Below are 22,650 nucleotides of genomic sequence, written 5' to 3' on the forward strand. Positions count from 1 at the left end.
CAGAAGGAGGTGCATAAGTTGTCTAGCCACACTTTGCGCCAATCAGTCCCCGCGCTTCTCGTCGGGACGTTTTTTATCGGTCTATTCGTTATCTTATTCAGCCCTTATGCCTTAAGGGAGACGAGCTTGTTCGTCTACTTTATGATCATCGCACTCGTCGCCACCGTGGTAAGCGGGCGTGCCGTATTGCGCCATCACGGGATGCGCCGCTATATCTATCTTCTCATTAGCGCTGGCAACGTCTGTTTCATCGCCTATTTGGTGGCACACCGCTTTACCACGGCGATGTCGATTGACATGATGCTGTTCATTCAAAACTTCTTTTATTTGATCATGGCCCTCATCGTCATCACCCAATCGATTGAAATTAGAACGTTGAAGTTGCGTACGTTTGATGTGTTCGCACTGCTCAGCTTTTTGATTGTCGGTGCGTTGCATATCTTCTTTTACACAAAGAACGGCGGCCAGTATGTCACGAATTTGAACGGCTTTGAAGAACAGATGGTGCTCATCAGCCTTTACATGGTCCTCGGTTTCTTATATTTGAATCGCATCGTGACATCCGGGCAAGGCTTCCGCGTGATGCTCCTCATCGGGATTCTCGGTTTTACAACCGCCTCGATCATCAATGAGCTGCAGTTGTTCACCGGTATCGGCCATGAGCTCCTCCATTTGCTTCAAGTCATCAGCATTCTCATCATTTCAATCAGTTATTTGTTTGATGAATCGACAGAAGACGTCCTCGCCCATGATTCTGTGCTTGATTACGTCATCTATAGTACGATTGTCATGTTGTACATGCTCGCATCGGACCGTCTGCTCGGTACCTCGATCATCGACTCGATGATTGCGAACGCGGTGTTGCTGTTGCTCATCCGTCAATTCGTTGTTGCTAAGCAGAACGCACTCATTAGCCATCGCTTACATACCGTCAATACAGACCTCGAAGTCGCGGTCACGACGAAAGCCCACGAGCTCGAACTCCGTGAACAACAGTACCGCTCGCTGTTCGCGTATCACGCAGAGCCCATCTTTTTGTTCGACCTTGACGGCGAAGTGTTGTCCGTCAACGAAGCAGGGAGCTCTGTCCTCGGTCATGACACCGAGACGCTCATCGGATCAAATATTTTAGATATCATCGAACAAACGGATCGATCCGCCTATACGAACGTGTTACGTGACCTTACGAACGGACGTCCACAAACATTAGACGTCAATGTCGTGACAGAAGATGGTTCGGCACGCGTTTGGCAATTGATGAACATCCCGATGATCATTGATGGGGAAGTCGAAGGCATCTATGCCATCGTCAAAGACATCACGCAAATGATCGTCCAACAAGAACAGATCCTTTATCAGGCTAACCATGATAGCTTGACCGGGCTGCATAACCGTTACGCGCTTCAAGAACAGATCGAGCGCCTGATCACGGACGGCCGACCGTTCACACTCATGTTCTCCGACCTCGACGGGTTCAAAGAAATCAATGACCAGTTCGGCCATCATATGGGTGATCAGTTGCTACAGCACATCGGTAAACGTCTACGCAGCGCCTTGTTGCCAAACGAATACGCCGGACGACTTGGGGGCGATGAATTCATCGTCGTCGCCGAACACAATGATGATGAAATTCTCGTTGAACGTTTACGTCGTCTCGTTTATCGTCCCCCTTATTTCATGGCCGGTAACCTCGTCGAAATTCATGCTTCAATCGGAATCGTCCGTTATCCGGAGCACGGCACGACGCTGAAGCACCTCTTATCGAACGCCGATTTGGCCATGTATAAGGCAAAAGACAAAGGACGCGATGAGACCGTCATCTTCGCTCCTGCGCTTCGCGTCGACAAAGAAGAACGAAAATTGTTGATGGAAGGACTTGATATGGCACTCGAGAAAGGTGAAATCTCACTTTATCTCCAGCCACAGGTCGATGCCTCGACGAAGGCGATCATCGGCGCCGAGGCACTCATGCGTTGGCAACGCGACGGCAAGTTCATCCCGCCGAGCGAATTCATTCCGATTGCCGAAGAGACCGGTCATATTCATGACCTCGGTCGTTGGATGATTCATGAGACGTTCCAACTGATGTACGCGTTTGAACAAGGCGACATCGATTTGCCAAAACTATCGGTCAACTTGTCGGTCCGGCAATTGTTCGATGAACACTTGATCGATTATTTGACGACGTTGTTCGAACGCTTCCCGATCGAACCGAGCCGCTTGAACTTCGAGTTGACCGAAACGGTCGCGGCGCACCAGTCGGACCGCGTCTTAAATCGAATTCTCGAGTTAAAGGCACTCGGTATCAAACTATCGATCGACGATTTCGGGACCGGCTACAGCTCACTCGCCTATCTCGTCCGCTATCCGATTGACGAGTTAAAGATCCCGCGGGAGTTCACGATGCAGCTAGAAGAAAATCGCGAGTATCAAACCGTGACCGCGACCATCGTCGCCATGGCACGACAACTTGGGATGGCTCTCGTCGCTGAAGGCGTCGAGACCGAATACCAAGAGACGTTCCTTCGTCGGATCGGTTGCAACTCGATGCAAGGGTATCGTTACGCGAAACCGATGCCGCTCGACGAGTTCGTCATCTATTACATGAAACAAAACGCTTGAACAGACAAACGCCTCGGGTCCACTTACGGATCCGAGGCGTTGCTTATTTCATTTCATATATTTTAACTTCGCCCGGCATCAAATCGACCCAAAGGTCCCAGTTGTCGTCGAACGAATGCTCGGCGTACGGCCATGAGTTCGGTGAGTACACCATCTCGGCGAAACGACTCGCGTTCCAGTTCCGGCGACGCACCCCATCGAGCGGCACCTTCCCTTGCAGGTGCTCTTGCATATTCGTGTTGGCGACGATGAGCAACGTCTCGTTCGTATCTGCCCGTAACCAAGCCAGACCGATGAACGGTGCCCCCCTATCCGTCATCGTGAGCGGTTCGAAGTGACTCGGGTCGACGAGAACATCGAGCCAACGGCGGCGAACTTCTGCCACTTGATGCATAAGTTCGACCATTTCAGTCCGCTCGGGATGATCCCAATGGAACTGATACGCGTCGAAGAAAGCAAGTTTCCCGAAATATGGATCGGTCGGGAACAACTGATACGCCTCTTCCGGTCGGCAATCGAGACCGGTATTCATCGGCTGCGTCTCATACAGTTCAAGCCCCGAGTTCGTCAATGGCACCCCGTTCGGCATGAAGCCGTTCAGTACGGTGAGCAAGCGACTCGCCTGGCGTCCACCGTCTCGTGTCGCAATCCGGCGTGTATCGGCTGTCTCACCAGCCGCAAATACCGGCAACGGCAAGAAACGTGAGTCGTAGATGAATTGATGGGTGTCATGCGTGTCAAAACGCGGCTCTTTATAGAATCCGTATCCGATGATCATATTGTAGCCGGCGTCACGCGCCGCAAAAGCCCCGACTTCAATCAATTCTTCGGCGATGAAACTGAAGTTCGAATCGAGTTGACGCGGCTCTGTCAAGATGCGCTGGGCGAGATCGACTGGCAAAGCGTGTCCCATGTCGATTCGTGCACCGTCAATCCCATATTCGCGTTGATAATGCGGAATGATGTCGGCTAACATCGTCCAGAGCGGTTCGTTGATCTCGTCACCCCGGAACTGGTTCGACTTGATCGAGTCGAACAAAATATATGGGGCCAGACCAGCCTCGCCGACATAAGGGGCAGCGGCTGTCGGATGATCGAGGAACAGGCGGAAGTACGTGACGTCCGACCACGGCGGTTGCGGATCGTTGATACAGTCCGAGAACGCCGGAGCGGTCGTCAAACCGAACTCACGCTCGATGACGGCAAGCAAGTTTTCGTCCGGATGTTCGACCAAGTAAGCTTTCACCGTCTCCCACTTGGCAGCATCGACGAGATTAGGCGCCATCGAGAAGCGGCGGAGATGGTGCCAAACGTCTTCAGATCCATAGATCATCGGCAGGAATGCATACTCAGGCTTCACGTTTTCTCCGATTCCCGGGACGTGAGGCGGGTGATAGTAATCGAGTTCCGCAACCGGGATCCAGTAGAACCATTCCGGATTTTCTAAAATGAGACGGTTATCGCGGGCGCACGTGCGAGGAATAACATCGATGACGACACGAATGCCCACCATATGACACGCCTCGACGAAAGCGGCGAACTCTTCCTCGATCGTCAACCCGTCCCCTGTCAATGTCTCTTTTAGTTCTTCGTCGATGGCAAAGAAATCTTGGACAGCGTATGGGGAACCGAACTCACCTTTCTTATTTTTATGACTGTGCTGCGAAATCGGCAATAAAAATAACGTGTCGATCCCCATGTATAACAAGTGCGGCAACAGAGCCAGCGTTTTCACGAACGTGCCGGTATCTTTCATGCCTTGAGAGTTGTCCATCTCGACGTAGCCTGACCCGTCATGATCCCACGACGTCGAGGTCCGGACTTGCATCGAGTAAACCGAGGAGCGCTTAATCCAGTCTCCCCCTGTCTCGAGGTGCCCGTCCGCTTGTGCGACCGACTGACGATAATCACGCCCGTTGACAGCGTGCGGAAGAATGCCTCGTTCAATCGTATCGATTAAAAAGTCGTACGGGTTCACCCGCTCGACACCGTCGCGCACCGGTTCTGCCGGAAATCGCATCCGGTTCCACAAGGTCGGGATTTCATATTGAAGATTGGTCCGTTTTGTTTTTAAGACCTGATGTAACTTGTTTAACGACGAGTTCTCTGGCATATTTACTCTCCTTATGAATGAAATCGTTCCATTGTCCATTGTAAGCGATAACAAGAAACGCCATACTATGTATTTAACTCTTTACCCGGTTTTTCCTTTTCCAAAAAAATATTTTATGCTGAAACCCGAAAAATATTGTACGATTATCTTCATAAAGGAGAGATGAACATGTCCCAACGAAAGTGGCTGTTGCTGCTCGCCTCATTGTCCGTATTAATCGTCCTCGTCATCGCCAGTTTCATCGTTCAACTGCGAAATACGACTGACCAAATCGATACCATTCACGAGCAACGATTCGATTCATATGAAGCAATTGAAGAAATCATGTACTACAATATCGAACGTGCCAACGCTATCCGCGGTCTCCTTGCCTACGAAGACCGCCGCTTTTTAGAAGCTTATTACAGCATGTCCCAACGTACGAAAGAGTTGAAGGAATCTATCACGAGTGATCCGAGAACGCCAAGTTCGTTCCTCGACTTACTGCATCGAGACGGCATTTGGGAACAAGAAGCCGACCGCGTCCTCGTCATGTATGAGAACGGTGACATCGAACAAGCGACGGCGACGGCCGAGTCGATGACCGATCAACGGCAGACGATACTAGAAGATTTAAGAGCTTTGAAACAGATGCAATATAACGATATCCGGAAAGAGCTCGTATCCACTCAAAATCAAATCGATATCGTCATTCAAGCACTGTACTCCATCGTTTTCTTACTCGTAGCGGTCCTCATCATCCTCATGTTCATGATTTTCAAAACACGTCAAAAAAAGACCGATCACAACTGATCGGTCTCAAGCATTCACCAAACTTCAAGCTCGCTTGAAGTTTTTTTAGTTGGAACGGATCAAGCGAGTCGCATTGCCGATGGCGAGCAACGCGACGCCGACGTCTGCGAACACCGCTTCCCACATCGATGCGAGTCCGAGTACGCCGAGCAGGAGGAACAGCGCTTTCATCCCGAATGCGAGGACAATATTTTGCCACACGATCCGCTTCGTCCGCTGACTTAGCTCAATGGCCGCAACGACATCGCTCGGTGCGTCATTCATGAGCACAAGATCTGCCGCCGTCACTGCGGCATCGCTCCCGATTCCACCCATGACGAGTCCGACGTCCGCACGGGCCAGCGCTGCCGCATCGTTCAAACCGTCGCCTACGAACGCGACTTTCCCTCGCGCGGCCAACTTCTCCACTTCCTCGACTTTCTGATGGGGAAGTAACTCACTTTTCACTTCATCGATTCCGATTTTCAAACCGACCGACGTCGCAACTTCATCCCGGTCCCCTGTCAACATGACCGTCCGATAGCCGAGACGTTTTAGCGCGGCAATGGCTGCTGCGGCATCCTCTTTCACCGTATCCATCAGTTCAATCCGCCCGAGCCAGCGGTCATTTCTCATGACGTGGACGCTTGTGCCCATTTGTTCATCTTGAATCGAATGTCCTAACTTCCTCATGAAACGGGCACTTCCGACATAGATTGTATCCGTGCTATCTGTCGCTGTCAGACCGTAGCCCGGGTCTTCGGTAATATTCGCAAACGCGGTCGTCTTGCTCGCCTTCGTGACGATTGCTTTTGCCAGCGGATGCGTCGATGCCATCTCAACACGGGCAGCGAGCGTTAACAACTCCGCTTCCGTCACGTCTCCGCTCGTCGTCACGTCCGTCACTTCAAAGCGACCGGTCGTGAGCGTTCCTGTCTTGTCAAAGATGACCGTCTTCACTTCGGCGAGCACGTCTAAATACTCGCCGCCTTTGACCAAAATCCCTCGTTTAGAACCAGCCCCGATCCCGCCGAAATAACCTAACGGAATTGAAATGACGAGTGCGCACGGGCAACTGATGACGAGGAAAATTAAGGCGCGATACACCCACTCCTCTAAATTCCCAACGAAAAGAGGTGGGATGAACGCAACGATTGCTGCTAAAACGACGACAATCGGCGTATACACTCTGGCTAAGCGTGTGATCATCTGCTCTGTCTTCGCTTTGTTCGAGCTTGCCTGTTCGACAAGCGCAATCATTTTTTGCAAGCTCGACTCCGTCGCAGATCGTTTGACGCGCACTTCAAGCCGCCCTTCTAAATTGACCATTCCGGCGAGCACTTCATCGTTCGGTCCGACTTGACGAGGAACCGATTCGCCCGTCAATGATGCCGTATCGAGTGAACTCGATCCAACCACGACGCTCCCGTCCATCGGAACTTGTTCGCCGGCACGGACGATGATGACCGAGCCGATTGTCACATCTTCAGGACGCCGTTCGAACTCACCGTCCGAACCGAGCACACGTGCCATCGTCGGTTTCATATTCAATAATGACTGGATCGACCGACGCGACGCATGGACGGCTCGTCCTTGGAAGTATTCGCCGAGTTGATAAAATAGCATTACGGCGACCGCTTCCGGATATTCTCGAATTGCGAACGCTCCAATCGTCGCAATCGTCATTAAAAACTTCTCATCGAACCATTCGCGATGCCATACGTTTCGTGCTGCCGCATAGACGACATCATAGCCGGCGACCGCATAAGCAACAACGTATAACGGCAGTGATTCAGTCAAGAGAGCGATCACAAGCAGGCTGAGGGCGATACCAAAGCGCCACAACAGGTGGTTCGATGCTTGCTCGATTTGATCAGTTTTCACGAAATGCGCGCCAGGTTCAATCCGCCCCATCGTCTCTTCAATTGAACGGAGCGCTGTTTCACGCTCGGACGGGTCAATCCATTCGATGATCATCCGGCTCGTCGCAAAGTCGATTTGACAGGATGCGACACCGGTCTGCTCCGAGACGCTTTTCTCGATCTTCGCCGCACAATTTGTACAAGTTATACCTTCGACTGGTAAGACGTCACGTGATTCCATCGCTCTTCCTCCTACTTCATTCAAACGTTTATTTGAATATATCGTAACGCTGATTGGAAGAGATTACAATATAAAAAAGTGTCTACTGTGTTGTCGCAGTAGACACTTCTCAAAGACCTGATTGCTGTTCGGCACTGTGCGCCATCGCGATTTCGACGAGAAGGCGAACGTGCTCGTCATCTAATGAGTAATAAACAACTTTCCCATCTTTACGATATTTTACGAGCCCTTGATCGAGGAGCGTCCGTAAATGATGAGACGCGGTCGCGTTCGAGTGTCCGATCACGGCGGCGACGTCACAGACACATAATTCTTGCTCGAGCGTCAAGACGTACAGCACTTTCAGTCTCGTCGGATCAGCGAACGCCTTAAACAACCGACTGACTCGGTTCGCATCCAATCGCACAAGTGCCTGTTGCAATACAGCCACGTCTTCACTTTGGATGGCGATTGTTTCGCATTGTGGTGCCTTCATCCGTGTCACCTCATTTCGTATAATTTCATTTTAGCAAATCCAAACAGAAAAATCTGTTATAGATTATAATTGACTTAAACACAACTGTTATAATACAATGAATACAACTTAACAAACGCACGCATACTTAAAGGAGGCGCTTTATATGAATGAATGGGCAAGCCGACTCGAATCGTCAGTCGAATTTTATCGGAAATTACCAGATAAGACGTGTCAAGAATGCGGACAACATATGGATGAGCAGTGTGAGTCTTATGAAAACACATGCGCATCATGTGCTGAAAAGCTTCAACTCGCTGAACAATAAACAATCCCTCGGATTTCCGAGGGATTGTTTATTGTCCAAATTGGTAGCCGAGGTAGGCGGCAATTAAACCGAAGACATACGTCGCCAGTAAGTATAAACCAAAGCGAACCCAATCTTTCGTCACGAACCGCATCACTTCAAGTTTGAACGTCGAGAACGTCGTGAACGAACCGAGGAAGCCGACGCCGATTCCGAATCCCACCACCGAAGGTACAGGGGCCGCATACAAATATCCGAGCCAAAACGATCCGGTCACGTTCACGAACAAAGTCGCCCAAGGAAAGACCGATGTCGTCCATACTTTAACGAGCTGACCAATCCCGAAGCGGGCCATCGCCCCGAAAAAGGCACCGATCATTACTGTCACAACAGTCATCACGCCTCCCCCTCTCGCTTCACAAAACGCCGGAATCGTCTTCTTCCTAGTTTATAGCCTAACCACGAGCTGAACAGACCGAGGACGATGCTCAGTGTCACATAGGTGAGCGCTCCGACCAGGTTCCCTGACTCGATCATCACAATCGTCTCGACACTGAACGTCGAGAACGTCGTGAACGAACCGATAAACCCTGTACCGACCGCCGTAATGACCATCGGTGAGAACTTTCCGGTCTGAAACAAGTAATGGGTGAGCCAACCGAGTAGAAAACTGCCGATCAAGTTGACGGTGAGCGTCCCTAGCGGAAATGTACCTGTCCACAACGTATGCATCCCTATACCGACCCCATACCTTGCTAGCGCTCCAAGCGCTCCTGCTAAACCAACGTAAACGTAGAGCACGACCGTTCCTCCTTACGAAAAGACACCTGCCGCGAAAACATCGCCCGGCAGGTGTCTGCATTTCTTCTCAAATTATAACAAGCCCTCCCGCATTATGAAATAGGAGTCGGTGCGAATACAGCCTCGATTGCCGTGAACGCCTCATCGAGTTCTTCTTTCGTAATGACAAGCGGTGGCGCGAGTCGAATGACCGTCTCGTGCGTCTCCTTGCAGAGCAAGCCCCGCTCTTTAAGCGCCTCACAATAAGGACGAGCCGCTTCCGTCAACTCGATCCCGATGAATAGGCCGCGGCCCCGGACTTCTTTAATGCGCGGGTTGTCGATTGACTTTAAACGGTCCATAAAGTACGTCCCGAGTTCGAGCGAACGCTCCGGAAGCTGTTCTTCTTCAAGCACCTCGAGCGCAGCAATCGATACCGCCGCCGCGAGCGGGTTCCCCCCGAACGTCGACCCGTGCGATCCTGGATTGAACACTTGGAGGACGCTTTCGTTAGCAGCCACGCACGATACCGGGAAGACACCGCCACCGAGTGCTTTTCCGAGGATATACATATCGGGATCGACGCCTTCCCATTCGATTGCGAACCATTTTCCAGAGCGGCCAAGACCTGACTGAATCTCATCTGCGATGAACAACACGTTGTTCGCCTTACACAATTCAGCCGCCCGCTTCAAGTAACCCGCCGGCGGGATGATGATACCCGCTTCCCCTTGAATCGGTTCAACGATGAACGCCGCCGTGTTCTCCGTGATCGCGGCCTCGAACGCGTCGATGTCTCCGTACGGCACGACTTTAAAGCCTGGGAGGAGCGGTCCGAAACCGCGCTGATAGTCCGCTTCTGTCGACATCGACACAGCCGCCATCGTCCGTCCATGGAAGTTGCCGGTGCAGACGATAATCTCGGCTTGCCCCGGAATTTGTTTGACCTCATAGGCCCAGCGCCGTGATGCCTTGACCGCGGTCTCGACCGCTTCGGCACCGGTGTTCATCGGTAACACCATTTCTTTATTTGTAAGCGCTGCCACTTTTTTGTAGAAGCGACCTAGCTGATCGTTGTAGAAAGCACGTGACGTCAACGTGATCTTGTCAGCCTGATCTTTTAACGCTTGAATGATTTTCGGATGACAATGCCCCTGGTTGACAGCCGAATACGCACTCAACATATCCATGTAACGATTTCCTTCCGGATCCGTCACCCAAATCCCCTTCGCCTCCGAGATGACGATTGGAAGCGGATGATAATTGTGCGCCCCGAATTTCTCTGTCAATTCAATCACTTCTTGTGTTTTTGACATTTGATTTCCCCCTTATGAAAAGAACTACCTTACACCTTCAGTATATGATGACCGTCTTTCTTTTGACAACGACGAACTTGCCCGTTCCTTGAGTTGGGAAAATAAGGTACACTGAACGTATAGTATGACTTATTTGATGTAGATTGGAGGAATTTGTGTGACTTCATTGCGTGATTTGCCGATTGATACGTTCATCGATGCCCTATCGATCCCATGCTGTTACATCGATTTTGACGGCACCGTCCTTCTTTGGAACGAACAAGCGGAGACGCTGTTCGGTTGGGAGCGTGACGAGGTACTTCACCACGCATTACCCGTCGTCCAACATTTAGAGCAGGCGCTTGAAACGTGGTCACCATTGCTCCTTCAATATCCATTCTCGACGACGGCGTTGACGGCGTTTAAACATAAAAATGGCTCGGTCGTCTATGCGACCGCTTACTTACAAACTTTTTCGATCAACGACGTCAACGGCTATTTTTTAGCCTTCCTACCGAAAGGCTTCGGTCCGCTCATCAGCACCGAGCAGTTCAACCTGCTCCACCACTTCCAAGCGATGATCGAGCATTCGACTTATTATTTGGCAGCCAACGCTCGTGGCGAGATCACCGAGATCAATCCGCTGTTGTGCGACTTGATCGGGGCACCTGACCAACAATTCATCGGTCGTAACTGGTTTGAACTCATTCACCCATCCTTTGAAGATGATCCGATTGCAGGTGTGGTGCGTCAAGCGCTCACGACCGATCAAATTTGGAACGGCGAGATGCCGATTCGATCGCAACGACATGTGACGAACATCTGCTGGCTCAACTTGACGATTGTACCGATTTTAAGTGAAGACGGCGAAATCGCCCAATACACGGCGTTTGGTTTCGACGTGTCTGATAAGAAACGTCTCGAACAAGAAGTGAACTACCTCGCCTATCACAACGATTTGACCGGACTGTTAAATAAAAAAGGGCTCTTGCGCCAATATGCGCACTCACTTACTGACGTGAAAGAACATAACGGGTTGTTGCACGTCGCCCTCTTCGATATCGATCGGTTCAAAATTATCAACGAGTCGTTCGGTTCACGCGTCGGCAATGAACTGTTGCTCCAAATTAAAGACCGGGCTGAACGCTTCCTGCCCCAGTCGAGTGTCATGTTCCATCCTTCGGGCGGCTTGTACGGTATTCTTTTCTTTGAACAATCAAAAGAAGAAGTGTTCCAGCTGCTTCGTCAACTGCAACACGAACTGCAACGACCGTTCCGGATTTACCATCATTCGATCATGTTATCAATCTCGATTGGTTGCGTGTTCTATCCGTCGGCCACTAATTCGTTGGACGAGCTGTACACCCGGGCCGAGAGCGCTTTGTTCAAAGGCAAGCGCATCGGTGTCGGGACGATCCAATTCGTCACGAAGGACATGGACGATGCGTTCTCAAGACAAATCCATATCGAAAAAGCGCTGTACCAAGCGCTCGAAGAAAAACACTTTTATCTCGAATACCAACCGAAGTTCGACTTGAAAACGGATAAGCTGATTGGATTTGAGGCGTTACTGCGCTGGCACCACGACCAACTCGGGCAAATCCCGCCTTCGGAGTTCATCCCGCTCGCTGAAGAGATGGCGCTGATCGTCCCGATCAACAACTGGGTCATTCTTGAGGCCACCAAGCAACTGAAGGCGTGGCAACCGCTCGTCAATCATCCTCTATCGATGGCGGTCAATATTTCACCGAATCAGTTCCGCAGCGAGAGTTTCATCAACACGCTCCGAAATATCAAGCAACAACTCGACTTGAACCCGTCCGACGTCATCCTCGAGATCACGGAAAGTCTCGTCATGCAACAGACGGAGGAAACCATCGCTCGGATGAATCAAATCAAACGGCTCGATTACCGCCTGTCGATCGACGACTTTGGAACCGGCTTCTCGTCGCTTCAATACTTGAAATCGTTCCCGGTCGACGAGCTGAAGATCGACAAAGTGTTCCTCGACGACTGGTTGACGTCGAAGTCTCACTTGCTCGACGTCATCGTCCACCTCGGCAAGAGTTTGAACCTTCACGTCGTCGCCGAAGGCGTCGAAGACCAAATCATGCTCGACCATTTAAAAGAGACCGATTGCGACTCGTTCCAAGGATTTTTATATGCCAAACCAATGGCACCCGACCAAGTCGTCCGGTTGCTCACGAATAACGAGACATAAAACAGCACCGGCCGTCATCTCGACGACCGGTGCTTCTTTTGATTAGAGGCTAATCGCAGCCGTCCATAGTCCGTACACACCATAAGTCGCCGCGAGGATGATGACAGTAGCAATCGCATACTGGATCCCGCTTAGGAACTTCCGTCCTTGCTCCCGTTCTGCGAGCATGAAAACGAAGATTCCCGGCGCATACAAAATCATTGCGATGAGCATGTATTCAATCCCGGATGCATAGAGTAACCATGCCGCGTAGAGCGAGGCGACACTCGAAACGAGGACCATTTTCCGAACACCAGTCCGCCGTGCCTCTTTCCAGCCGAACAAAGCCGAGAATAAGTAAGGCACGAGCGCGGCGATACCGGCGATGCTCGAGAGCACCAAGTACGTCTGTTCCGAGAACAAGGCGATGACCGTGACTGCTTGCGTGAACGCTTGCGTGATGAACAAGGCGCTCACCGGCGTATCATTTCGATTGAGCCGATTGAACAATTTCGGGAAGACACCGTCCCGGCTCGCCACGTAGGAGATCTCTGTCGCCAATATCGTCCACCCGAGCAACGCCCCAGCGAGCGACACGAGCAGACCGATATTGATGATCGTCGCACCGAGCGGACCGACGACCGCTTCGAGCACGTACGCCATCGACGGTTCCGGGAGCGCCGTGAGTTGTTCTTGCGTCATGACGCCGAAGGAGAAGATTGAAATCATCATGTAAATCAACAGCGTCCCGATGAGGCCGATTACCGTCGCCCGCCCGACATCGCGCTTATTGCGCGCCCGCGACGATAAGACGACCGCGCCTTCAATGCCGACAAACGCCCAAAGCGTCACGAGCATCGTCGATTTCACTTGGGGAAACACGTGCGACCAACTGAAACCTGACTCGCCCCAAACATCGATTTGGAACGTCTCAATCTGGAACGCAAACAAAATGAGCACGATGAACAAGAAGATCGGGACGAGCTTCGCGATCGTCGTGACGATGTTCAAGAGCGCCGCCTCCTTCATCCCTCGAGAGATGAGCCAGAACAGCCCCCAAATCAAAAACGCGCTCATCACTAACCGGAACAATCGATGCTCTGCTGAAAAAATCGGGAAAAAGTAACTGAGCGTGCTAAAGATCAGCGTGATGTTCGCTACCGTCCCGATCCAGGCGGACATCCAATAACCCCAGCCGCTATTGAATCCGACGAATTTCCCAAACCCTTCTTTGGCGTAGGCATAAATCCCACCTTCAAGTTCAGGACGTGAATCCGCTAAAAATTGGAATACGAACGCCAGCATAATCATACCGACCCCAGTGATGGTCCAGCCGATCATCACTGATCCGACCCCGGCACCTTGGGCCATCGCGCCTGGTAAGTTAAAAGCTCCTCCGCCAATCATCGTCCCGACGACCATGGCAGCGAGCCCGAAAAAGCCGATTCCGGCTGATTGTGACTTCATTTAAAAACCTCCAAAAAACACTCAACTTTTATCGAATAACTATACACACATAGTGTATAAACATCCGATGATTTTCTCATTCTACTGAATAAAGGAACGTTTAGATAGTTGTTTCAGTAATGTTTATATTTTCGGATAATTTAAAAAATTTTATTGCGCATTCATTCTGTTTGTAGTTTAATTGCAATATATTCGAAACAATCAGAATTTTCGGGAGGTAAGACAATGCGGAATAAAAAATGGTTAGCTTTATCGGGTGTCGCTTTGCTTGCTACAGCAGCGTGTGGCGGTGGAGAAGAGGCAACAGATTCGTCGGATGGATCGTCATCAAGTGACGCGAAAAAAGAAGTCACGCTCGTTTCGGCAACTGATTTGCCACAGCTTGACCCGACACTCACGACCGACTCGACATCGATCATCGTGACGAACAACGTCTTCGAGGGACTGTATCGTCTTGATGAGAACAACCAACCAGTACCAGGTATCGCTGAGGACGTCGAGATTTCGGAAGACGGTCTTACATACACATTTAAATTACGTGACGCCAACTGGTCAGACGGCTCACCAGTAACGGCTGAAGACTTCGTTTACTCTTGGAAACGTGCCCTCAACCCTGAAACGGGTGCAGAGTACGCATACATCCTTCAAGACTTGAAGAACGCCAACAAAATCCTCGGCGGCGAAGCTGAACTCGATTCACTCGGTGCGAAAGCAGTCGATGAGAAGACGCTTGAAGTTCAATTGGAAGCACCGGCTCCATACTTCCTCGGGTTGACAGGATTCCCGACGTACATGCCGCAAAAACAAGAGTTCGTCGAAGAACAAGGCGAGTCGTTCGCGACGGCCGTCGATAAAACGCTCTACAACGGCCCATACGTACTTGATAGCTGGCAAGACAACGAAGGTTGGGTTTATAAAAAGAACCCGGATTACTGGGATGCTGAAAACGTCAAGATGGACACGATCAACGTCAAAGTCGTCAAAGAAGTCGCGACCGGCGTCAACTTGTTCGAGTCAGGTGAAGTCGACTATACACTCTTATCTTCTGAATTCGTTCCACAATTCCAAGAAGCAGAAGAGTTTAAAACACGTGCTGACGCACGGATCAACTTCCTTCGTTTCAACCAAAAGAATGAAGCACTCCAAAACGTGAATATTCGTGAAGCGTTGGCGAAAGGTTTCGACAAGCAAGGCGTGACTGACGTCATCTTGACAGACGGTTCACAGCCGGCCAACTTCATCGTCGCTAAAGACTTCACGTTCACGGAAGACGGAGCTGACTTCCGCGAGAAGTATCCTGATCTTCAAAGCTACAACGTCGACGAAGCGAAAGCTGCCTGGGATAAAGGACTTGCCGAGCTCGGCGTCGAGACGATCGAACTCGAGTTCCTCTCACGTGATGAAGAAGCGTTCAAGAAAGTCAACGAGTACATCAAAGGTGAACTCGAGAAGAACTTGCCTGGACTCACGCTTAACATCAAACAACAGCCGTTCAAAAACTTCCTCGAGCTTGAAGGTGCAGGCGACTATGATATCTCTGCTGCCGGCTGGGGCCCTGACTATCAGGATCCAATGACGTACCTCGACATGTGGATCACAGACGGTCCGTTCAACCGGATGGCATACTCGAACGATGAGTACGATCAGTTGATCCAAAGTGCGAAGAAAGAAGCTGATCAAATGAAGCGTTGGGAGACGATGCAAGAAGCTGAACGCATCCTGCTCGAAGACGACTTCGCGATCGCACCGATCTACCAAAAAGGTGAAGCTTACCTCGAACGCTCAAACATTCAAAACATGTACCGCCATCCGTTCGGAGCTGACGCTAGCTTCAAGTGGTTGGACGTTAACTAAAAAACAAATCCTGTCGCATAGCGGCAGGATTTGTTTTTATATTCCATACAAAAAAGATGTGTGTCACGAATCACGTGACACACATCTTTTCGGATTGTTGGACGAGCTGTTTACGCTTCACGCTCAGCACGCATCTCTGCCGGCACTTGGCCGCGCTTCGAGATGACTTGAGCGACGATCAGCGCGACGACGAACGTCGCAAACGCCGCGAAGAATCCAATCCACATCGAGCTTGTGATCCCAAGAACCAAGTAACCGACCGCCGACACTCCTGCCGCGATCAACGCGTACGGGAGTTGTGTCAACACGTGGTCGATGTGGTGCGACCCGGCACCCGTCGAACTGAGGATCGTCGTATCCGAGATCGGTGAACAGTGGTCACCGAACACGGCACCTGCGAGCACAGCGGCAAGTGTCGGGAGCAACAGCTCTGGGTCGACTGCCATGATCAAATCAGCACCGATTGGTAGCATGAGACCGAACGTCCCCCAGCTCGTACCTGTTGAGAACGCCATGAGACCGGCGATCGCGAACAAGATGAGCGGCAAGTATGACGCCGCGATCGTATCTGTGACGAAGCTTGCCAAGTAATCACCAGTTCTCATATCCCCGATGACGGCAATGATCGTCCAAGCGAACAGCAAGATGAGTACGGCTGGCCACATGGCCCGGATACCGGCCCACGCTGCATGACCGTAGTCCACAGCTGGAATCTTGCGACCGACGAGGAGCAAGAACGCCACGATCAAACTGATGACCGCACCGGCAACGAGTGAACGCGTCACGTCCGTCGATTCGAACGCTCCGAGCAGCGAGAAGCTTTGACCGTCAGCAGCAAGCGCTTGTCCACCTGTGTAAAGCATGGCCGAGACGGTCGCGATGATCAAGACGATGATTGGGACGATCAAGTCGCGGACTTTCCCGCCATCATGCTCCTTAATGTCTTCACTCATTCCCATCGGCGCACCTTTCGACACGTCGTAGAGCTCGCCTTGAAGCGCGCGTAGCTCGTGCGTCCGCATCGGTCCGATGGCAAGCCCTGTGAAAGCGACATACGCTGTCAACATCAACGCGAACACCGCATAAAAGTTCATCGGGATAATTTGAATGAACGCTGAGAACGATGAGTAACTATCAATCGAGTACTTCGCTAAGATGCCTGCGATAATGGCGATGATATAAGCGCCCCAACTTGACAGCGGACTGATGACACAGACAGGTGCGGCAGTTGAGTCAATGATGTAAGCCAACTTCGCACGCGAAACGTTTTTCCGGTCCGTAAGCGGACGGCTGACATTTCCGACGGCGAGACTGTTGAAATAGTCATCAATGAAAATCAAGATTCCAAGACCGAACGAGACGAGGCGCGCGCCGCGCGCCGTTTTGACGTTAGAAGCCGCCCATTCACCGAACGCACGAGCACCGCCCGATGTTTGGATGATTGACGATAAAATACCAAGCAAGAGCAAGAACGCGATCAAGAGCACGTTCCATTCATTTATGGCCCCATCTGCCCAGAACAAGGCGATGACGTTCGACCATAAGTACTGAATCGATTCAAGCGGATTGAAGCTATGAAGGAGCAAGACCCCTGCGATGATCCCGACACCGAGTGACGGAATGACTTTCCTTGTTGTGATCGCCATAATGATGGCGAGTAGTGCCGGTACTAACGAAAGTACCGATGTTGAATAATCTACCATGCTGATTTCCTCCTCTTCTGTTTGAGATGAGGCCCCCCAATGCTTAAAAAAACGCAAAGCGAGGGCATCGGCAACAAAGCCGACACCCTCGCTGGATGTTCCGTCTTTCTTAGCCGACTTGGAGCGCTCCATACGTAATATATGTATGGCAGTCTGACGGGTGTTTCCCGTCAGCCCAGCATAAAGTCAGAGACATGACTTTACACTTCGGCGATTCTGCCTTTCTGTAGTCTTCACCGTTGTCATCCTCGGACTACTTACTCATCAGCATCGCACCTCTACCTCATCGATAGCACGAATATTCATTTAAAGTTACGTCTAAATTATCATAGGTTACAGTAACATATCAATAGTTTTTTTAGTCACGGACGATTTGTTTTAATACAGCGAGCGCGGCTTGGTCGTTTGACTCAACGGCTTTAAAGAAATCACTAAAGAAATGATAAAGCACGAACCGTTCGGCATGCGATGACGTATGATCTTTGATCGTCAATAAAATAAGACGGCGCAACCGTCGCTTCGTCTGCGTCTCGCTAGGCAATTCTTCACATCGGTCCTTGAAGGCACGATACACAGAATTGATCAAATCCTCATGTTCATCATACGACCGGTTGTAAGCAACTTGTTCCATCTGTTATATCCCCCCTTTCAATTTGTACCGATGAAACTTGTTGTAACTATATCAACTTAAGCGCACGCATTCAATCGTTTCGGGTTGGTCTTTACGAAAATCATACGTTAGACCGAGTCAATTTTCGATAAATGAGAACGTCGTCACATCAAACAGTCCCATGTCCGTCAATTTCAAGTCGGGAATGACGGGAAGCGCCAGGAACGACATCGTCAAATACGGGTTGAAGTGACGGTGAGCCCCGACGACGTCAAGTGCGTCGTTCAGCTGTTCGAGCACGTCTGCGACTTCATGATACGGACGCCTCGTCATGAGCCCCCCAATCTCGAGCGGCAAGACAGCAAGCACTTCCCCTTCCGAGACGGCGACGACACCGCCACCGACCTTCTCGAGCGTCTCTGCAGCCAGTAACATGTCTTCCGGGCTGACACCGGCGATGACAAGGTTATGGCTGTCGTGGGCGACCGTCGCTGCGAGCGCACCACGTTTGAGTCCGAAGCCCGTCACCGGTGCGAGCGCCATATGGCCCGTCCCATGATGCCGTTCGATGACGGCAAGCGTCACGATGTCCTCGTTAAGATCAGCGCCCGATTCATCCGGATTGAAGACGTGGCGGACACGCTTCGTCAACAGGCTGTTCGGCAACACTTGAATCACGTCGACCGCTTCTTCCTTGATCGGCAGGCGGAACGAGTCAGTTGTCAGGTCCGGGAGTTTGAGCTCACCTTTCATCGGCTTCGGCACTTCAATTCCTTCGGCCTCGAACGTGGCTTTCCCCGCTCGAGCGACTACTTCACCATCGACGTAGACGGTTTCGATGTTAACCGATTCGACGTCTGACAAGATAACAAAGTTCGCTTTCTTGCCCGGCGCGATCGCACCGACGTCTTTCAAGCCGTATGCTTCGGCCGCATGAAGGCTGGCGATGGCGTATGCTGTCTCCGGCTTGACGCCCTGACGGATTGCCATGCGGATGTTATAGTCGATACCACCTTCTGCCACGAGATCATCGAGGTGCTTGTCGTCCGTACAGAACAAGAAGCGGTGGGCATTACTTTCGGTGATGGCCCGACTCACTTTCTCGACGTTCCGCGCGACCGAGCCTTCGCGAATCTGGACGTAAAAGCCACGACGGACCCGCTCAATCGCCTCTTCTGCCGTCGTACATTCGTGGTCGGTCATGATGCCAGCTGTCCGGTACACGTTTAACTGATCAGGATTGAGACCTGACGCGTGACCATCGACGACTTTTCCCGCGAGTTCCGTTTGTGCGATTTTTTGGAGCATGTCCTCGCTTCCGGCTTCGACCGATGGATAATCCATCACTTCCCCGAGACCATGCACCCCTGGGTCTCCTAAAAATGGCGCAAGGTCTTCGGCGTACAGTTTGGCGCCCGCATGTTCGAACGGCGTCGCCGGGACGCAGCTCGGGAGCATCATCCGGACGTCGAGCGGCAACCCGTTCGCATCGGCAAGCATATATTCGATCCCGAGCGCACCGTTGACGTTCGCGATCTCGTGCGGGTCGGCGATGACGGTCGTCACACCGAGCGGCAGGACCGCTTTCGCAAACTCATGCGGAGGCACCATCGACGACTCGATGTGAACGTGTGAGTCGATGAATGACGGAGCGAGCGTCCAAGATGGGTCATGATATTCCGTCTCCCCTTCGTAACCTTCCCCGATGGCGACGATATAGCCCGAGTCGATGGCGACATCGGTGCGAATCGTCTCGCGGCTATAGACGTCGATGACCGCTACGTCCTTAAAGACGACCGCCGCTTTCTTTTTCTTGGCGGCAATGTCGATCAAATATTGTTTTTCCATCTGTCTGTCTCCTTTTGCAACGTATTTTACCTATCTTATCAAGAATAATCTTTCGGGCGCAATTTCTTTTTGTAGTTGTGCGACAATGAAAGCATATCTAATTGAAAGGGGTTACACATATGCAATACAAATTAGGAGACCTGATCCCACAAGTCGACGAGACGGTATTCGTCGCGCCTGGCGCCCACGTCATCGGTGACGTCACGATCGGAGCCCATTCCGGCGTCTGGTTCAACACCGTCATCCGTGGAGACGAGGGTCCGATCCAGATCGGCGCTTACGTCAATATTCAAGACGGGTCGATGATCCATCAATACGAAGGATCACCGACAATCATCCATGACCGTGTCTCGATCGGTCACATGGCGATGATTCACGGGTGTGAGATCGAGGAAGGCTGTCTCATCGGGATGCATGCGACCGTGCTTGACGGTGCCAAAGTCGGGAAAGGCTCGTTCGTTGCCGCCGGCGCCCTCGTCACACCGAATATGCAAATTCCGGAAGGTGTCATGGTCATGGGCGTCCCAGCCAAAGTCGTCCGTCCGCTCAATGACGAAGACCGCTTCATCATGGAACGGACCGTCAACAAGTATGCGAAGCGGGCCGAGCAGTATTTGAACACGTGTGAACCGTTAACACCGACACAAAGTTTGTGAAAGCGTTTACAAGATTCATAAATTGTTAACGATTACCCCGATTTTTCTTCATGTTTCCCTTGTATACTGAGGATGTAGTCAAGCCGACGTGTTGAAAGGGGCCAATTGTATGTATCCAAACCATGCACAACTCATGTTAGACCTGTACGCCTCGTCCATTAACCCGAGCTATTGCCTTCACATCGATGATTCGTTCGATGATACGCTAAAAGGTACACATCGAGAGGTTTGGGAACGAATGCAATCGGATAATGACATAGAAGAAGAAACTCAAACTGGGGGAAAATAATTACCATGATTCCGACGAATGTCATTCAAAACTGGCTTGCTGGCAAGCTCAAAAAATAAACTGAGACGTTTTTAAACGTCTCAGCCTGTTTATACATCCAGCTCGAGTGCGGCCACGCCGTGCTCGAGCTTTTTCATGTTCACTCGAAGATCGTCAAACACGCATCAAGCGACTGCCGCGCCTTCGTCGGCGGAACGTCTTCAAATCGTCCGAGTTGGAGCAGACCGACGAACGTCTCCCCGTCCGCCCCGATCATCTCCTGCAGGCGAGCGTCTTCGAAGATACCGCCCGTCCGCCAGACGAGCCCGATGTTTTGCTCGGCACAGAGCAAATGGAAGTTCTGGATGAACGTCGCCGTCGCGAGCAGTGCATCCTTTTGCCCTTTCTCCGTCTCAAACGGCTTCGTCGTCACGTACACACACGCCGCCGCGTTGCGGATCCGTCCGGTAATCTTCTCTCGCTTGGCCTCAGGACCGTCTTGAAACGCCGGTTCGAGCGCGTCTAACAACACGCCTTTCCCGTCTCCATTGAACAAATAAAGATTCCACGGCTCGACTTTGTTATGAAACGGCGCTTGGTGGGCCGATGTCAGCAACTGATACAGCAATGCCGTATCAAGCGGTTCCTCTACAAACATCCGAATCGTCCGCCGCGACTCGATCAACTGTTGTCCGACTGTCTTCTCCATTAGAAATCACTTCCCCTGATGTAGTCTTTTTCATCATAAGTGAAAACGGTTCTCACGTGTAGCAATTTGACCGAAAAGCATGGGAACTTGATAGCTCATCGTCCCGTATATAGAAATGACTAGATTGTTCTTTTGATTGAAACTTGTACTATGTTTGAAGACGATGCAGATAAGGAGAGGATCACCGTGACCCCACTCAAATCGTTTCTATTATGTACGCTCTCGCTCGTCATCTTTACAACAGCATGTCAATCCGCGACATCGTCACCTTTGACGATTGACATGAAGAGCGAAGAAGAACAACGCCAAATCGTAGACGATTTCACGTTCGACGATTATAAAGCACTGTTTGACGACGTCATCACCGAAGCAAACAAGTTCGACGTTGAGGAACCGCTTCGAAAGTGGGTAATTCGGACATTGTCCCAAGAGAAACTGTATTATGAAACCGACTTGACGGATGAACAAGTCATCACGCTCTCAACGGAAGCGATGAAGCATGACATCGCATGGAAAATGGTCGCAAAAGAGCAGTACAACATTCACGTAACGGAAGAAGAAATTGACCGTTACATTCAACAAGGACCGGACCGGAGTGATTTACCGAGTCATCTCGCCTACGCGAGCGCCCTCGGCTTGTCGCTGCAACAACTAAATCATCAGTTCGATCGAGACCTTTATGAAAAGAATACGATTTGGCTAAAGTTGAAACTTGAGTTGGAAAAGAAGTACCAGACAGACGACAACAACGAGCTCGTTGATCGTTATGAAGCGGAAGTCAACGCACAACTAGATTAACCTGATAGATCGACTCGATAAAGTCGCATCGGTCGTTCATACGAAAAGGGGTTCAGTCGTGTTTATGACTGAACCCCTTTTCTTTATCTACC

18 protein-coding genes and 1 riboswitch are annotated in these 22,650 nt (G+C 51.1%); of the genes, 7 read left to right on the forward strand and 11 right to left on the reverse strand.

Annotated elements, in window-relative coordinates; translation table 11 throughout:
• Nucleotides 1-18 precede the first annotated feature (18 nt).
• Nucleotides 19-2,622, forward strand: coding sequence for a putative bifunctional diguanylate cyclase/phosphodiesterase (locus EVJ24_RS09830; RefSeq protein ID WP_236637625.1), 2,604 nt, complete (start codon nt 19-21; stop codon nt 2,620-2,622).
• Between the two features lie 43 nt (nt 2,623-2,665).
• Here the strand turns inward: EVJ24_RS09830 and EVJ24_RS09835 are convergent, their stop codons facing one another.
• The gene (locus tag EVJ24_RS09835; RefSeq protein ID WP_131441162.1) at nt 2,666-4,735 is read right to left on the reverse strand and encodes an alpha-amylase; all 2,070 of its coding nucleotides are present in this window, start codon (nt 4,733-4,735) and stop codon (nt 2,666-2,668) included.
• A 168-nt stretch (nt 4,736-4,903) separates the two neighbouring features.
• Between EVJ24_RS09835 and EVJ24_RS09840 the strand changes: the two genes are divergently transcribed.
• Nucleotides 4,904-5,527 carry a hypothetical protein gene (locus EVJ24_RS09840; RefSeq protein ID WP_236637626.1) on the forward strand — a complete coding sequence of 208 codons (624 nt, stop codon included), beginning with the start codon at nt 4,904-4,906 and terminating at the stop codon, nt 5,525-5,527.
• 45 nt (nt 5,528-5,572) lie between these two features.
• On the opposite strand, the gene EVJ24_RS09845 is transcribed toward EVJ24_RS09840, so the two are convergent.
• The gene (locus tag EVJ24_RS09845) at nt 5,573-7,609 is read right to left on the reverse strand and encodes a heavy metal translocating P-type ATPase (RefSeq protein ID WP_131441164.1); all 2,037 of its coding nucleotides are present in this window, start codon (nt 7,607-7,609) and stop codon (nt 5,573-5,575) included.
• A 109-nt stretch (nt 7,610-7,718) separates the two neighbouring features.
• Nucleotides 7,719-8,084 carry an ArsR/SmtB family transcription factor gene (locus tag EVJ24_RS09850; protein WP_070328849.1) on the reverse strand — a complete coding sequence of 122 codons (366 nt, stop codon included), beginning with the start codon at nt 8,082-8,084 and terminating at the stop codon, nt 7,719-7,721.
• A gap of 145 nt (nt 8,085-8,229) precedes the next feature.
• On the opposite strand from EVJ24_RS09850, the gene yhfH reads away from it, so the two are divergent.
• Nucleotides 8,230-8,391 carry a protein YhfH gene (gene yhfH, locus EVJ24_RS09855; protein WP_016509445.1) on the forward strand — a complete coding sequence of 54 codons (162 nt, stop codon included), beginning with the start codon at nt 8,230-8,232 and terminating at the stop codon, nt 8,389-8,391.
• A 28-nt stretch (nt 8,392-8,419) separates the two neighbouring features.
• Here the strand turns inward: yhfH and EVJ24_RS09860 are convergent, their stop codons facing one another.
• From EVJ24_RS09860 to EVJ24_RS09870, 3 genes are all read right to left on the reverse strand, one after another.
• On the reverse strand, nt 8,420-8,767 hold the full coding sequence (locus EVJ24_RS09860) for a fluoride efflux transporter FluC (RefSeq protein ID WP_131441165.1): 348 nt from the start codon (nt 8,765-8,767) through the stop codon (nt 8,420-8,422).
• Nucleotides 8,767-9,171: a fluoride efflux transporter CrcB gene (gene crcB / locus EVJ24_RS09865; protein WP_131441166.1), complete on the reverse strand. Its 405-nt coding sequence runs from the start codon at nt 9,169-9,171 to the stop codon at nt 8,767-8,769. The genes EVJ24_RS09860 and crcB overlap by 1 nt, the downstream gene beginning before the upstream one ends.
• Before the next feature lie 92 nt (nt 9,172-9,263).
• Nucleotides 9,264-10,466, reverse strand: coding sequence for an ornithine--oxo-acid transaminase (locus tag EVJ24_RS09870; protein ID WP_131441167.1), 1,203 nt, complete (start codon nt 10,464-10,466; stop codon nt 9,264-9,266).
• Nucleotides 10,467-10,623: 157 nt separating this feature from the next.
• Here EVJ24_RS09870 and EVJ24_RS09875 point away from each other — a divergent pair, with 157 nt between their 5' ends.
• Nucleotides 10,624-12,666, forward strand: coding sequence for an EAL domain-containing protein (locus tag EVJ24_RS09875; RefSeq protein ID WP_131441168.1), 2,043 nt, complete (start codon nt 10,624-10,626; stop codon nt 12,664-12,666).
• A gap of 42 nt (nt 12,667-12,708) precedes the next feature.
• Here EVJ24_RS09875 and EVJ24_RS09880 read toward each other — a convergent pair whose 3' ends face one another.
• Complete coding sequence (locus tag EVJ24_RS09880) at nt 12,709-14,112, reverse strand: basic amino acid/polyamine antiporter (RefSeq protein ID WP_131441169.1); 1,404 nt, start codon at nt 14,110-14,112, stop codon at nt 12,709-12,711.
• A 225-nt stretch (nt 14,113-14,337) separates the two neighbouring features.
• Between EVJ24_RS09880 and EVJ24_RS09885 the strand changes: the two genes are divergently transcribed.
• Complete coding sequence (locus EVJ24_RS09885; RefSeq protein ID WP_070328843.1) at nt 14,338-15,966, forward strand: peptide ABC transporter substrate-binding protein; 1,629 nt, start codon at nt 14,338-14,340, stop codon at nt 15,964-15,966.
• A gap of 110 nt (nt 15,967-16,076) precedes the next feature.
• Here EVJ24_RS09885 and EVJ24_RS09890 read toward each other — a convergent pair whose 3' ends face one another.
• The 3 genes from EVJ24_RS09890 to ade form a co-directional block, all read right to left on the reverse strand.
• Complete coding sequence (locus EVJ24_RS09890; RefSeq protein ID WP_131441170.1) at nt 16,077-17,669, reverse strand: Na+/H+ antiporter NhaC family protein; 1,593 nt, start codon at nt 17,667-17,669, stop codon at nt 16,077-16,079.
• Between the two features lie 113 nt (nt 17,670-17,782).
• Nucleotides 17,783-17,958: riboswitch (Lysine riboswitch) on the reverse strand.
• A 69-nt stretch (nt 17,959-18,027) separates the two neighbouring features.
• Entirely contained in the window at nt 18,028-18,300 is a 273-nt protein-coding gene (locus EVJ24_RS09895) for a hypothetical protein (RefSeq protein ID WP_070328841.1), read from the reverse strand.
• A gap of 117 nt (nt 18,301-18,417) precedes the next feature.
• Entirely contained in the window at nt 18,418-20,127 is a 1,710-nt protein-coding gene (ade, locus tag EVJ24_RS09900; protein ID WP_131441171.1) for an adenine deaminase, read from the reverse strand.
• Nucleotides 20,128-20,246: 119 nt separating this feature from the next.
• Between ade and EVJ24_RS09905 the strand changes: the two genes are divergently transcribed.
• Complete coding sequence (locus tag EVJ24_RS09905; RefSeq protein WP_070328839.1) at nt 20,247-20,783, forward strand: gamma carbonic anhydrase family protein; 537 nt, start codon at nt 20,247-20,249, stop codon at nt 20,781-20,783.
• Nucleotides 20,784-21,211: 428 nt separating this feature from the next.
• On the opposite strand, the gene EVJ24_RS09915 is transcribed toward EVJ24_RS09905, so the two are convergent.
• Nucleotides 21,212-21,760, reverse strand: a complete 549-nt coding sequence (locus tag EVJ24_RS09915) for a nitroreductase family protein (RefSeq protein WP_070328837.1) — start codon at nt 21,758-21,760, stop codon at nt 21,212-21,214.
• A 186-nt stretch (nt 21,761-21,946) separates the two neighbouring features.
• On the opposite strand from EVJ24_RS09915, the gene EVJ24_RS09920 reads away from it, so the two are divergent.
• Nucleotides 21,947-22,558 carry a hypothetical protein gene (locus EVJ24_RS09920; RefSeq protein ID WP_131441172.1) on the forward strand — a complete coding sequence of 204 codons (612 nt, stop codon included), beginning with the start codon at nt 21,947-21,949 and terminating at the stop codon, nt 22,556-22,558.
• Nucleotides 22,559-22,650 lie beyond the last annotated feature (92 nt).

The sequence above is a fragment of the Exiguobacterium sp. SH1S21 genome (genome assembly GCF_004337175.1).
In the GTDB taxonomy this organism is placed as follows: domain Bacteria; phylum Bacillota; class Bacilli; order Exiguobacteriales; family Exiguobacteriaceae; genus Exiguobacterium; species Exiguobacterium aurantiacum_A.

Bases quoted from the DNA above. Each gene is read 5' to 3' on its own strand.
- EVJ24_RS09870 (WP_131441167.1), bottom strand. From the start codon at position 10,466: ATGTCAAAAACACAAGAAGTGATTGAATTGACAGAGAAATTCGGGGCG.
- EVJ24_RS09845 (WP_131441164.1), bottom strand. From the start codon at position 7,609: ATGGAATCACGTGACGTCTTACCAGTCGAAGGTATAACTTGTACAAAT.
- EVJ24_RS09890 (WP_131441170.1), bottom strand. From the start codon at position 17,669: ATGGTAGATTATTCAACATCGGTACTTTCGTTAGTACCGGCACTACTC.
- EVJ24_RS09860 (WP_131441165.1), bottom strand. From the start codon at position 8,767: ATGACTGTTGTGACAGTAATGATCGGTGCCTTTTTCGGGGCGATGGCC.
- EVJ24_RS09885 (WP_070328843.1), top strand. From the start codon at position 14,338: ATGCGGAATAAAAAATGGTTAGCTTTATCGGGTGTCGCTTTGCTTGCT.
- EVJ24_RS09915 (WP_070328837.1), bottom strand. From the start codon at position 21,760: ATGGAGAAGACAGTCGGACAACAGTTGATCGAGTCGCGGCGGACGATT.
- EVJ24_RS09905 (WP_070328839.1), top strand. From the start codon at position 20,247: ATGCAATACAAATTAGGAGACCTGATCCCACAAGTCGACGAGACGGTA.
- EVJ24_RS09835 (WP_131441162.1), bottom strand. From the start codon at position 4,735: ATGCCAGAGAACTCGTCGTTAAACAAGTTACATCAGGTCTTAAAAACA.
- EVJ24_RS09850 (WP_070328849.1), bottom strand. From the start codon at position 8,084: ATGAAGGCACCACAATGCGAAACAATCGCCATCCAAAGTGAAGACGTG.
- ade (WP_131441171.1), bottom strand. From the start codon at position 20,127: ATGGAAAAACAATATTTGATCGACATTGCCGCCAAGAAAAAGAAAGCG.
- EVJ24_RS09880 (WP_131441169.1), bottom strand. From the start codon at position 14,112: ATGAAGTCACAATCAGCCGGAATCGGCTTTTTCGGGCTCGCTGCCATG.
- EVJ24_RS09840 (WP_236637626.1), top strand. From the start codon at position 4,904: ATGTCCCAACGAAAGTGGCTGTTGCTGCTCGCCTCATTGTCCGTATTA.
- yhfH (WP_016509445.1), top strand. From the start codon at position 8,230: ATGAATGAATGGGCAAGCCGACTCGAATCGTCAGTCGAATTTTATCGG.
- EVJ24_RS09895 (WP_070328841.1), bottom strand. From the start codon at position 18,300: ATGGAACAAGTTGCTTACAACCGGTCGTATGATGAACATGAGGATTTG.